We start from the raw sequence: 11,607 nt of genomic DNA, 5'->3' as shown, positions 1-11,607 counted from the left end.
CTTCTGACATCTGGTTTCTGGCTTCTGATTATGGCTCCGTCTTCTCGTTGTCGTCGGTCGCGCGTTCGACGGATTGCGCGGCTTCGTTGGTGGCGTCTTCCACGGCTTCGCCGGCTTCGTGCGCGGCGTCGCCGATCTGTTCGCCGGCGCCTTCGAGCGTGTCGCCGGTTTCGCCGGCGGCTTGTTCGGTTTCTTGTTCGGCTTCGTTGACATCGGCCTGGTTGCAGGCGGCGAGGCTTAAAGCGGCGGCGGCGGCCGCAGCGGCGATCAGCAGTCTCATCACTTTTCCTCCTCGGCGTCTCCTTCGGCGCCCGCACTTACAACGCCGTCAGGGAGGAACAGTTCGTCCCAAAAGCGGCCAACTCGGCCGGGCGAACGGATGGGAACCTTGACGGTCGCCGCCGCATTCAGCGGCGTTGACAGCGTGAGGCATGGGGTGAAGCGCAAGCTCGGGTCTTTGCTGGAGTTGGCGCGGCGCGAGATTGTCGCGGTGGCGGCGTTCTTCGGCGCGGCGCTGGCGCTGCTCGGGTTCGCCGAGATCACCGACGAAGTGACCGAGGGCGAAGGGGAGGCGCGTTGGTTCGACGAGAGCCTGCTGCTGGCGCTGCGCACTAGCGATCCGGCCGATCCGATCGGCCCGCGCTGGTTCGAGGAGGCGGTCGCCGAGATCACGGCGCTCGGCGGCTTCGGCGTGCTCGCGCTGGTGACGCTGCTGGTGCTCGGCTGGCTGGCGCTGCAGAAGAAATGGGCGGACGCGGTGCTCGTGTTGGCGGCGACCTTGGGCGGCACGGCGATCAGCGAAGGCCTCAAAGTAGGCTTTGCGCGCCCGCGGCCCGATCTCGTCGCGCACGTGGCGGACGTCACCAGCATGAGTTTTCCGAGCGGCCACGCGATGCTCTCGGCGGTGACATATCTGACGCTCGGCGCGCTGCTCGCGCACACGCAGGACCGCACGCGCGAACGCAGCTACATTCTGGGCGCCGCGATAGTGATGACGCTGCTGATCGGCATGAGCCGGATCTATCTCGGCGTGCACTGGCCGACCGACGTGCTGGCCGGCTGGTGTCTCGGCGCGGCCTGGGCGCTGCTGTGCTGGCTGGCGGCGACGCTGCTGACGAAAAAGGCGGCGCCCGCTTGAGCGCCGCCTCGGCTTCGAGTTCTGGTCCGATCAGAATTCCTGCCAGTCGTCGTTCGCGATGGCGGCCGCGGCGGCGCCGCCTGCGGAAATGCGGCGGACCGGCGTGGACTTTGCGGCCGGCTTCGGATTGACGGATCTCGGTGCGGAGGTTCTCGCCGGCGCCGCAGCTAATGTCTGGCCGATATTGAATTTGGCGACGAGGGCCGCGAGTTCGGCGGCTTCCTTGGCGAGCGCGTGACTGGCGGCTGTGCTCTGCTCGACCATGGCCGCGTTCTGTTGCGTGCCTTGATCCATCTGGTTCACCGCCGTGTTCACTTGGCTGAGGCCCGTCGCCTGCTCCTCGGCGGAGGCGGCGATCTCCCGCACGAGGCCGTCGATTTCCGCCACGCGGGCGATAATGCGTGAGAGCGTCTCGCCCGTGTCGCCAACGAGGCGCGCGCCGCTTTCCACCTGCTGCGAGCTGGCGGAGATCAGCGCCTTGATCTCCTTGGCGGCTTCGGCCGAACGCTGCGCCAGAGCGCGCACTTCGGACGCGACCACCGCGAAGCCGCGTCCGGCGTCGCCGGCGCGCGCCGCTTCGACGCCGGCATTGAGCGCGAGCAGATTGGTCTGGAACGCGATCTCGTCGATGACGCCGATGATCTGCGCGATCTGCTGCGCCGATTTCTCGATCTCCTGCATCGCTGCGATTGCGCCCTTCATCACCGCGCCGCCTTGCTCGGCGTCGCTGCGCGCGGTGGCGACCGCTTGATGCGCTTGGCGCGAACCGTCGGCTGCGCGCTTGACCGTCGCGGTGATCTGATCGAGCGCCGCCGCGGTTTCTTCGACGCTCGCAGCTTGCTGTTCGGTGCGGCGCGAGAGATCGTCGGCGCCGCCGCTGATCTCGCCGGCCCCGCCGCGGATGCCTTCACTGGCGGCGGAGATGACCTTCATCGTCTCCTGCAGCTGGTTCATGGCCGCGTTGAAATCGTCCTGCAGCTTCCTGTATTCGCCGGGAAAGTCGCGGCTGATGCGATAGGTCAGCTCGCCTCGCGCCAGGTTCGAGAGGCCGTCGGCGAGGCCGGAGACCACGAGGGCTTGCTCGGCGGCCGCCTTACGTTGCGCTTCTTCGTTGCTGGCGCGTTCGGCTTCGGCGGCTTCGCGTTGCTCGGCGGCTTCCGCTTCGAGTCGCAGCTTGTCGATCGCCGCGTCCTTGAAGCCCTGCACGGCGGCGGCCATTTCGCCGATCTCGTCCTTGCGGCCCATGCCTGGAACGGCGACCGAGTTGTCGCCGGCGGCGAGCCGGGCCATGGTCTGCGTCATCTGCCCAACCGGTGTGGCGATGCTGCGGGTCAGCAGCCAGCCCATCGCAAACGCGATTGCCGCAGAGAGGACGCCGCCGACGATCAGCACCAGGTCGGCATTATTCACCGACGCCGCTTGCTCTTCTCCGCGTCGGACCAGCTGTTCTTCCTGGTAGGTCAGCATCTCGCCGATCTTGTCGCGTATGTCGCCAAGGCGCGCCGAGGCGATGATTTGCGCGCCTTCCGCGCGAGTCGCCGGATCGGCGACAAGAGCGGCGCCGCGTTCGAAGTCTTGGCGAAGTTCGCCGACCATTGCGATGATCTGACCTGCGCGCTCGCGCTGTTCCGGGAAGATCGTCACGTCCCGATACTCGGTGATGGCCTCGTCGAACGCCGCGGCGAACTGTGCGGCGTCCTCCAGCCGTGAAGGATTGGCGTCGATCGAATAGCCGCGCATGGTCGATTGCTGCTCGACCAACTGGACGTACGCCTTTTCGATGAGAAGCGTGCGTTCGTTGACGGCGTCGACCTGTTCGATCTTTGCGCCGAGGTCGTGCAGGCCGAAGTACAACATGGTACTGGCGCCCGCCGAGGTGGCGATCAGAGCGGCGAACGCGACGACGAGTTTCCGCGATATCTTGAGATTATCGAGCGACATTGGTCCTTCCCAGCGGTTCTGCGGCTTCGCGCAGTCTTTCGCGGGGAAGCTGGCCGCCAGCACTTAAGCGGACCTGAATTGAACTGCATTTGACCGGCCTGCCGAGGAGCGCCGCGCCGTCGGCAAACTCTCGTTAAGAGGGCGTACGCGGTCGCGACGCGATGCCCTCAGCCGCCGGCGACGACGTCCCACTCTGCGCCGGCGGAGCTGACGGCGCGTGACTGTGCCACGATCGACCCGTTCATGATCCATACATAAACGAGGCCGCCGAGATCGTCGTTGCGCCACAGGATGTCGCTGCGGCCGTCGCCGTCATAGTCGCCGACGCCGGCGATCGCCCATTCGTTTCCAACCTGAGCGCTGGTCGCCGCCGCGCTCATGATTTCCGCGCCGTCCATGCGCCAGATCGCGGTGAGTCCGTTCTCATGGCGCCAGAGCAGGTCTTCGCGGCCGTCGCCATCGAAATCGCCGACGCCGGCTATCGCCCATTCGAGCCCGGGCTGTGCGCTCGTCGCCGCGGCGGCGACGGCGCTCGCCCCGTCCATGCGCCAAACCACGGTCGCGCCGCCTTCGTTGCGCCAAACGATGTCGTCGCGGCCGTCGCCGTCGAGATCGCCGAGTGCGGCGATGCTCCAATCCAGACCGACCTGCTGCGCCGTCGCCGTGGCGGCGGCGACGTCGAGCCCAGTCGCGCCCATCATCCAAATCGCCGTCACGCCCGAGCCGTCGCGCCACAGGATGTCGTCGCGCCCGTCGGCATTGAAGTCGCCGGTTTGGGCGATCTGCCACTCGGCGCCGACTTGAAGTGAAGTGAACCCTGCGCCGGCGATTGCGCCGCCGTCCATGCGCCAAACGAAGGTAAGCCCATCGTCGCGGCGCCAAAGGATGTCGTCGCGGCCGTCGCCATCGAAGTCCGCCGTATTGGCGACCGCCCATTCCAGTCCGACCGCGCCAAGGTAGGCGTGGGAAACAAGACCAGCGCCAGCGACCTCCCAGCTGACCAGCGCGCCGTCCGCGCCGCGGAACAGCACGTCGGAGGTGCCGTTGCCGCTGAAGGTCTGCTGCGCCGGATCGAGATAGATGTCGCGGTCGCTGAAGCGGATGCGCTCGACGCTGTTCAGCGTATCGCCGCCTTCAGCCGAGACCGTCCAGGCGCCGCTCGCATTGCGCGTCCAGATCGCGCCGCTCGAAGCGCCGGCGTAGATAGCAGTATCGAACCCGGCGCCGCCGCTGATCACGTCGGCGCCGGCGTTGCCGGTGAGCAAGTTTGCGGCGGCGTTGCCGATGATGGTGTCGGCGCCGGCGCCGCCGACGGCGTTCTCGATGGTGACGCCGCGGGCGATCGAGATATTGCCGATCATCGCGCCGGTCGAATGGAATCCGGCGCTGGAGAAGGATTCCGCGCGCAGATCGATGTGCGAGTTGGTCGCGTAGCCGGACAGGTTGAGCGTGTCCTCGCCGCCGGCGTCCCAGATGCAGAAGATCGCACCCTGCGAAGCAGAGGCGATCGTGAACACGGCGTGGCCGGTGTTGCCGCCGAAGCCGTAGACGGTGTCGCCGGTCCGCGTCGTCATGTTGGCGCCGTAGAGATATTGCGCCGCGGCGATGTCGTACATTTGCGGCGCAGTGACGTAGTAATTGCCGTACGAGGCGCCGGTATTGGTCTCGCTGAAATAGCTCATCACTGTGAACTGACGCGTGTCCTGCCAGAAGTCGGCGTCGTTCACATAGGTCGCGCCACCCGCAGCGCCGCCGTCATATTCGCTCGGATGCAGGATGCCGATGGCGTGGCCGATCTCGTGCAGCAGGATCTGCGCGCCGAGTGGGAGTGCGAGCGGGTTGGCGTCGTAGTCGCGCGAGACATTCACCCAGATGTCGCCGTTCTGCAGATTGCCGGCGGTGGCGCCGGGCTCGGGCAGATAAGTGAAGGCGGAGAATTGCGGCGGCCCATTGATGAAATTGCCGAACAGGATCGCGCCGGTGTTGGCGTAGCCCGCGCCCGAGCGCACGAAGGAGATGTTGGCGACCTCGGACCAGAGATCGAGCAGCTCCTCGGCGACGCCGATCTGGATGGCGTTGAACTGCGCGAAGCCGGAGACGCCGCTGAAGCTCGGCACGGGGCCCGTCGCGCGGAAGCCGTAGGTGATGGTGATCGGCGTTGCGAGCGTCGCGCTCCAGCTCCAGCCTTCGCGGTTGAGCTGCGCGGCGCCTTGGTCCCAGGAGAAGTAAGGCAAACCGTTCGGGGCCGTGCCGGCCGTCGGCGTTTGGAAGTCGGCCGGCGGCTCGGCGCCCGTGCTCCAGGCGGAGAGTGAAGTCGATCGCGGCATGGCGCCCTCCCAGGCGAGCAATGCTAGGCCGCCGCCGCCGCGCGCCAACGCCGTTGCGACCAGTCGCCATCACGCGCTGGTGAACAGGGCCGTGAAAAACCGCTTGAGCCGGCCCCTGGGGCTGGCCTTCTCATGCGGGCCGTTCGAGGAAAGGCGGCGTGATGAAGGCCAACGTGTTCCAGGAGACCGCGGCGGCGGTGGCGAAGCGCTTCGGCGTTTCGGTCAAGGCGCTGCGCGTCTACGAGGAGGCGGGACTGCTGAGGCCGGCGCGGACGGTGGCGGGCTGGCGCATCTATCGCCAGCCTGAGATCGAGCGGCTCAGCGCGATCTTGGCGCTGAAGCATCTCGGCCTGCCGCTGAAGCGCATCGGCGACCTGCTGCGCGGCTCAGGCGATCTCGCCGCGGCGCTGGCGCTGCAGGAAGCCGCGCTCGAGGACGCGAAAGCCGAAGCCGAAACGGCGCTGGCGCTCGTGCGTTCGGCGCGCGCAAAGCTGGCCGAACGGCGCAGCCTTTCCCCGGACGAGCTGGGAAAACTCGTCAGGAGTACGGCCATGTCGGAATTCAAGTGGAACGACAAGATGGAAGCGTTGGCGCAGAAGCACTACACGCCCGAGCAATTGCAGGAGCTGCGCGCGCGGCCGTTCACGGCCGAGGATCAAGCGCGCGTGACGGCGGCGTGGGAGAAGATCTACGCCGACATCGATGCGCTGGGCCCGAACGCCGAGCCCGGCTCGGATGCGGCGCTGGAGATCGGTCGCCGCGCGCAGGCGCTGATCGGCGAATTCACGCAGGGCGATCCGGCGCTGTTCAAAGCGGCGGGCGCGATGAATCGCGACGCGATGCAGGATCCGGAACTCGCGAAGCAATTGCCGTCGCAAGCGCACTGGAGCTTCATGGGCCGCGTGTTCGAGGCGCTGAAGCAAAGCGGCGGCTGAGGGTTTCCGTCATTCTGGGGCTTGGCGATGCGCGCGGACCGTGAGCCTTGGGCTCCCGGCGCTCGATTCACGCCCCAGGATGACGACCTCTCCAGGATGCGTGCGCCCGCTTGAGCGATCCTTGCGTTCGTGAAACAGTGCCTCCCTGGCCTCCAAACGAGGCCGCATAAGCGAGAAGCGGCGCCTGCCGCTGGGCGCCGCCCCATCCCCCAGAGGGAAAGAAAGGGAGGTAGCGCGCCATGCCTGAAAGCAAATCGGCAAATGTGGTGAGGGCAATCGCCGTCGTCGGTCCGACCGGGGCGGGCAAGACGGCGTTGATCCAAGCTCTGGCTTCGGCCGCCTCGGGCGGTTCGGGCGCCGCCCCGAACGCCGCCGGCCAAAGCACCGAAACTCAGTTCACCGCGATCGACTTCATGGGCGACCATTACGCGCTGATCGATGCGCCCGGCGCCGTCGACTTCTTGGCCGACGCGGACTTCGCGTTGCCGGGTGTCGACCTCGCCATCGTCGTCGCCGATCCCGATCCGGACAAGGCCGTGCTGGTACAGCCGTTCTTGAAGCTGCTCGAAGAGATGAACATCCCGCGCGCTTTGTTCATCAACAAGATCGACCAGGCGCGCGGGCGCATCCGCGATCTTTTGGAATCCTTGCAGCCGGTTTCGACGACGCCTTTGGTGGCGCGGCAGATTCCGATCTGGCAGGACGAACGCGTCACCGGCTTTGTCGATCTCGCACTTGAACGCGCGTTTCTGTACCAGCAGGGCAAGCCCTCGCAGATCGTCGACATTCCGAAGGACATGTCCGAGCGCGAAACCGAAGCGCGCTTCCACATGATGGAGCAGCTGGCCGATTTCGACGATACGCTGATGGAGCAATTGCTGTCGGACGTGACGCCGGACCGCGACACCGTGTTCGCGGATCTCGTGCGCGAGATGCGCGAAGGATTGATCGTGCCGGTGTTTTTCGGCTCGACGGCGCAGGGCAATGGCGTGCGGCGGCTGCTCAAGGCGTTCCGGCACGACACGCCGGCGCCGAGCTTCGCGGCGGCGCGATTGGGGCTCGAGGGCGCGGGCGCCTACGTGATGAAAATCTCGCACGCGGGACAGGCCGGCAAGCTCGCCTATGCGCGCGTGTTCGGCGGCGCCATGAGCGACCAGGATCAGCTGACGCTGAGCGATGGGTCGACGCAGCGACCAGGGGCGCTGTTCGCGGTCAATGGCTCGCAGGTCAAAAAGGTCTCGCGCGCGCCTGAGGGCGATGTCGTCGCCATCGGCAAACTCGATCCGGTCGCGGCCGGCGATCTGCTCGCGGCGAGCGGCAAGCAGGAGATCAAGGTCAACTTCAAAAAGCGCTATCCAGTCTATCAGCTCGCCATCGCGACGAAGGATCGGAAGGACGACGTGCGCTTGTCTGGCGCGCTGCAGAAGCTGGTCGAGGAAGATCCGGGCCTTGCCGTGAAGCACGATCAGACCACACACGAAATTCTGCTGCAGGGCCAAGGCGAGCCGCACCTGCGTGCGGTGCTGGAGCGGCTGAAGAACCGGTTCGGCGTCGATGTCTCGACTGCGCCGCCGTCCACCCCATACCAGGAAAGCCTACGCAAGCCGGCAGAAGTGCGCGGCCGGCACAAGAAGCAGACCGGCGGGCACGGCCAGTTCGGCGATTGCGTCATTCAGGTGAAGCCGCTGCCGCGCGGCGAGGGTTTCCAGTTCGTCGACAAGATCACGGGCGGGGCGATTCCGCGGCAATGGATTCCTGCGGTCGAAGCCGGCGTGAAGGACGCGATGCAGAAGGGCGCGATCGGCTTTCCGGTCGTGGATGTTTCCGTGACGCTGATCGACGGCTCGTTCCACTCGGTGGATTCCTCCGAGCACTCGTTCCAGATGGCGGGCCGCATCGGCATGCAGGAGGCGATCGAGAAATGCGGCTCGGTGCTGCTGGAGCCGATCGAGAAGCTGACCATCTACACGCCGAACTGGGGCACGCCGAAGATCAACTCGGCCGTGTCGGCGCACAACGGCCAAATTCTCGGCTTCGAAGCCCGCGAAGGCTGGCCGGGCTGGGATCGCGTCGATGTCTATCTGCCGCATGCGGAACGGCAGAACTTCATCATCGAACTGCGTTCGCTGACACAAGGGTTGGCGACGTTCGAAGCCGAGTTCGACCACATGGTCGAAGTCAGCGGCCGGCGCGCCGACGAAGTGGCCAAACGCGCGCAGCCCAGCGCGGCGTAAGATTCCCCTCGCTCCGCGGAGCGTTAGCGAAGCGGGGAAGGGGTTAGGGGAGGGGGAAGTACACTGTCCCCCTCCCTCGCGGCTTCGCCGCTTTCCCTCGCTGCGCGGGGCGAGGATGCTCAGCGCAGCACCAATTGCGTTTGGATCACCAGCGCGATGGTCTTGCCGTCTTCGCCGGTGATCTTGGTTTGCCAGACGCTGGTGGTGCGGCCCGCGTGTATGGGTGTTGTCTCGGCGCTGACGGTGGCCCCGGCCTTCGCCGCGCCGAGGAAGTTGGTCTTGCTTTCGAGGGTCGTCGTGCCTTTGGCGTCCGGCGGCAGCGCGAGATGGGCGCCGATCGCGCCGAGCGTGTCGGCCAGCGCCATGGCCGCGCCGCCATGCAGCGTCCCGCCAGTGGTGCAGAGCTCCGGGCGCACGAGCAGGCGCGCGCTCACGCGCTCGGGCGAGGCCTCGACGATCTCGACGCCCATGGTCTTGGCGAACGGGATGATGTCGGCGCTGATCGAACTCATGTCGGCGTCTCCTTGGCGGCGGCGTGGGCGATGCGGCGTTCGTGATAGGCGGCGAACAGGCAGGCGGCGATGATGAAAGCGGCGCCGATATAGATCTGAATGCGCGGCGTCTCGTGGAAGACGACGAAGCCGATCGCGCTCGCCCACAGCAATTCGGTGTAGTGGATCGGGGCGAGCTGTTGCGCTTCGGCGCGCGCATAGGCTTTCGCCATCAGATACATGAAGCCGGCGGCGAGCGCGCCCATCAGCACGAAGAACGGCCAATCCTCCGCCCGCGGCGGCGGTGAAACGGCGATGGCGGGTGCGGCGACGATGAGCGCGGGAATGAAGCTCGTCATCAGCCCGACGATCGGCGCGCCGTCGGTCTGCGCCCGTGCGCGCAGCAGCACCATGGCGATGGAGAACAGGCAGGCCGAAACGAGCACGGCGGCGACGCCGAGCGTGTGCAGCGGCGATTCGTCCGCCGGCGGCGCGCCCTGCGTCGCCGTCAGGACGCCGACGAAGCCGATGCCGGCGGCGAGCAGGCTGGCCGGCCGCACGCGTTCGCCGAGCATCGGCCAGGCGACGAACGGCACGATCAGCGGATAGATGAAGGAGAGCGTCACCGCCTCCGCGAGCGGCAGCACGGTGAGCGCCCAGAAGAACGTCATCGCTGTTCCGGCGATGACGAAGCCGCGCACGGCGTGTGCGCCCCACATCTCGCGCGTAATGACAGGGCGGCCGGCGTGAACCCAGATGCCGTAGGCGAAGATCGTGCCGATGGCGTAGCGGGCAAAGCCCACCAACAGAATGTGGTTGGTCTGGCCAAGCCACTTGATGGTGGCGTCCATCGCCGAGCCGGCGACGATCGCCAGCGTCAGCACCAAAGCTGGCGGAAGACGGCCGAACATGAAAACTCCCCGCGCGCGTTTAAGCGCACGGGGAGCTGAGCTGCAATCGCTGCGAGGCGATTACGGAGTCGTCGCCGGCGGAGTCGTCGTGGTGGTGTCGCCAGCCGGCGGCATGGATTCGCCTTGCTGCGCTTCATCGGCCTGCTCGCCGGCTTCTTCCATCGGCCCTTGGCCCATGTTGGTTTCGCCGGTCGTGGACTGTTCGTAAGCGGTGTCGGCTTGTTCGCCAGCCTCTTCGTTTGGCCCCTGGCCGCAAGCGGCGACGCTCAGCAACGCGGCGGCCGCGCCCGCAGCCAGCACAGACTTCAACATGTGATTTCTCCTGATATGTCCCAGTCTGGCGGCGCACGCCGCCGGGGTCATAAACGTGGTGTCATGGTAAGCGGTTCCATGGGCCAGTTGCGCGGCCGGTGGCGACGGGCGCTGGCGCAGCCGAGACGAGCGGCTATAAGGCGCCGAAAGAGGGAACAATGGCCGCCGACCTGACCGAAGACCAACACATGATCGTCGAGACTGCGCGTTCGTTCGCGCAGGACAGGCTGCGCCCGAACGCAGCGCGCTGGGAGGAGGAGGGCCTCGACCGGGGCGTGCTGAAGGAGTTGGCCGGTCTGGGCTTCGCCGGCATCTATGTCGGCGAAGAGCATGGCGGCTCCGGCCTCACCCGGCTCGACGCGGCCTTGATCTTCGAAGAGCTGTCGCGCGGCTGCGTGGCGACCTCGGCGTTTCTCTCCATTCACAACATGTGCGCCTGGATGATCGACTCGTTCGGCGCCGCCGAGCAGCGCGCGCAATGGCTGCCGCAGCTGACGACGATGGAGAAGATCGCCTCCTATTGCTTGACCGAGCCCGGCTCGGGCTCGGACGCCGGCGCGCTGCGGACGACCGCGAAGCCTGAAGGCAATTCGCTCTACGTGATCAACGGCTCGAAGGCGTTCATTTCCGGTGCGGGCTTTTCCGATCTCTATGTGCTGATGTGCCGAACCGGCGAGGAGGGGCCGAAGGGCGTCTCGACCGTGCTGGTCGAGGACGGAACCCCTGGGCTCTCGTTCGGCAAGGCCGAAGACAAGATGGGCTGGCGCGCGCAGCCGACGGCGATCGTGAACTTCGAGGATTGCCGCGTGCCGGTAGAGAACCGCATCGGCCCGGAGGGCGAAGGCTTCAAGTACGCGATGCGAGGCCTCGATGGCGGGCGCCTCAACATCGCCGCCTGTGCGTTGGGCGGCGCGCAGGACGCGCTCGATCGTGCGCTTGCGTACGTGAAGGAGCGCAAGCAGTTCGGCAAACGCATCGCCGATTTCCAGAATACGCAATTCGTGCTGGCGGACATGGAGACCGAACTCGCGGCTTCGCGCGCGCTGCTGCACCAGGCGGCGCGCAAGCTCGACGCGAAAGCGCCGGACGCGACCAAATATTGCGCGATGGCCAAGCGCTTCGTCACCGACACCGCGTTCAAGGTGGCGGACCAGGCGCTGCAGCTGCATGGCGGCTACGGCTATTTGGCCGACTACGAGGTCGAGCGCATCGTCCGCGATCTGCGTGTGCACCGCATCCTCGAAGGCACCAACGAGATCATGCGCGTCATCGTCTCGCGCGAAATGCTGAAGGGATGAGGCGGCGCGACGTCGTCGCG

Annotated in this window: 10 protein-coding genes; 4 read left to right on the top strand and 6 right to left on the bottom strand. The window is 66.7% G+C overall.

The genetic code is table 11. From position 1 onward, the window contains the following. Positions 1-28 precede the first annotated feature (28 nt). Entirely contained in the window at positions 29-280 is a 252-nt protein-coding gene (locus VEA80_RS14005; protein ID WP_325061377.1) for a hypothetical protein, read from the bottom strand. A gap of 99 nt (positions 281-379) precedes the next feature. On the opposite strand from VEA80_RS14005, the gene VEA80_RS14000 reads away from it, so the two are divergent. After that, positions 380-1,138: a phosphatase PAP2 family protein gene (locus VEA80_RS14000; RefSeq protein ID WP_325061376.1), complete on the top strand. Its 759-nt coding sequence runs from the start codon at positions 380-382 to the stop codon at positions 1,136-1,138. A gap of 30 nt (positions 1,139-1,168) precedes the next feature. Here VEA80_RS14000 and VEA80_RS13995 read toward each other — a convergent pair whose 3' ends face one another. Both VEA80_RS13995 and VEA80_RS13990 read right to left on the bottom strand, forming a co-directional pair. Next, positions 1,169-3,079 carry a methyl-accepting chemotaxis protein gene (locus VEA80_RS13995; RefSeq protein ID WP_325061375.1) on the bottom strand — a complete coding sequence of 637 codons (1,911 nt, stop codon included), beginning with the start codon at positions 3,077-3,079 and terminating at the stop codon, positions 1,169-1,171. Between the two features lie 167 nt (positions 3,080-3,246). Then, positions 3,247-5,406, bottom strand: a complete 2,160-nt coding sequence (locus VEA80_RS13990; RefSeq protein ID WP_325061374.1) for a M10 family metallopeptidase C-terminal domain-containing protein — start codon at positions 5,404-5,406, stop codon at positions 3,247-3,249. A gap of 161 nt (positions 5,407-5,567) precedes the next feature. On the opposite strand from VEA80_RS13990, the gene VEA80_RS13985 reads away from it, so the two are divergent. Together VEA80_RS13985 and VEA80_RS13980 are read left to right on the top strand one after the other, a co-directional pair. Next, positions 5,568-6,341, top strand: a complete 774-nt coding sequence (locus VEA80_RS13985; RefSeq protein WP_325061373.1) for a MerR family transcriptional regulator — start codon at positions 5,568-5,570, stop codon at positions 6,339-6,341. A 239-nt stretch (positions 6,342-6,580) separates the two neighbouring features. Next, positions 6,581-8,575 (top strand): elongation factor G, encoded by a 1,995-nt coding sequence (locus VEA80_RS13980; RefSeq protein WP_325061372.1) that lies wholly within the window; start codon positions 6,581-6,583, stop codon positions 8,573-8,575. A 119-nt stretch (positions 8,576-8,694) separates the two neighbouring features. Here VEA80_RS13980 and VEA80_RS13975 read toward each other — a convergent pair whose 3' ends face one another. The 3 genes from VEA80_RS13975 to VEA80_RS13965 are packed head-to-tail and all read right to left on the bottom strand — an operon-like array spanning position 8,695 to position 10,289. Then, positions 8,695-9,087 (bottom strand): PaaI family thioesterase, encoded by a 393-nt coding sequence (locus VEA80_RS13975; protein ID WP_325061371.1) that lies wholly within the window; start codon positions 9,085-9,087, stop codon positions 8,695-8,697. Beyond that, positions 9,084-9,977: a DMT family transporter gene (locus VEA80_RS13970; RefSeq protein WP_325061370.1), complete on the bottom strand. Its 894-nt coding sequence runs from the start codon at positions 9,975-9,977 to the stop codon at positions 9,084-9,086. Before VEA80_RS13970 ends, VEA80_RS13975 begins: the two co-directional genes overlap by 4 nt. Before the next feature lie 60 nt (positions 9,978-10,037). Beyond that, positions 10,038-10,289, bottom strand: a complete 252-nt coding sequence (locus VEA80_RS13965) for a hypothetical protein (RefSeq protein ID WP_325061369.1) — start codon at positions 10,287-10,289, stop codon at positions 10,038-10,040. Positions 10,290-10,447: 158 nt separating this feature from the next. Here VEA80_RS13965 and VEA80_RS13960 point away from each other — a divergent pair, with 158 nt between their 5' ends. Continuing rightward, positions 10,448-11,587: an acyl-CoA dehydrogenase family protein gene (locus tag VEA80_RS13960; protein WP_325061367.1), complete on the top strand. Its 1,140-nt coding sequence runs from the start codon at positions 10,448-10,450 to the stop codon at positions 11,585-11,587. The last annotated feature ends 20 nt before the right edge of the window (positions 11,588-11,607 follow it).

It is taken from the genome of Vitreimonas sp. (genome assembly GCF_035627415.1).
GTDB lineage: Bacteria > Pseudomonadota > Alphaproteobacteria > Caulobacterales > Aquidulcibacteraceae > Vitreimonas.
This window is presented reverse-complemented; position numbering and strand designations above follow the sequence as displayed.

Bases quoted from the DNA above. Each gene is read 5' to 3' on its own strand.
- VEA80_RS14005 (WP_325061377.1), bottom strand. From the start codon at position 280: ATGAGACTGCTGATCGCCGCTGCGGCCGCCGCCGCCGCTTTAAGCCTC.
- VEA80_RS14000 (WP_325061376.1), top strand. From the start codon at position 380: ATGGGAACCTTGACGGTCGCCGCCGCATTCAGCGGCGTTGACAGCGTG.
- VEA80_RS13995 (WP_325061375.1), bottom strand. From the start codon at position 3,079: ATGTCGCTCGATAATCTCAAGATATCGCGGAAACTCGTCGTCGCGTTC.
- VEA80_RS13990 (WP_325061374.1), bottom strand. From the start codon at position 5,406: ATGCCGCGATCGACTTCACTCTCCGCCTGGAGCACGGGCGCCGAGCCG.
- VEA80_RS13985 (WP_325061373.1), top strand. From the start codon at position 5,568: ATGAAGGCCAACGTGTTCCAGGAGACCGCGGCGGCGGTGGCGAAGCGC.
- VEA80_RS13980 (WP_325061372.1), top strand. From the start codon at position 6,581: ATGCCTGAAAGCAAATCGGCAAATGTGGTGAGGGCAATCGCCGTCGTC.
- VEA80_RS13975 (WP_325061371.1), bottom strand. From the start codon at position 9,087: ATGAGTTCGATCAGCGCCGACATCATCCCGTTCGCCAAGACCATGGGC.
- VEA80_RS13970 (WP_325061370.1), bottom strand. From the start codon at position 9,977: ATGTTCGGCCGTCTTCCGCCAGCTTTGGTGCTGACGCTGGCGATCGTC.
- VEA80_RS13965 (WP_325061369.1), bottom strand. From the start codon at position 10,289: ATGTTGAAGTCTGTGCTGGCTGCGGGCGCGGCCGCCGCGTTGCTGAGC.
- VEA80_RS13960 (WP_325061367.1), top strand. From the start codon at position 10,448: ATGGCCGCCGACCTGACCGAAGACCAACACATGATCGTCGAGACTGCG.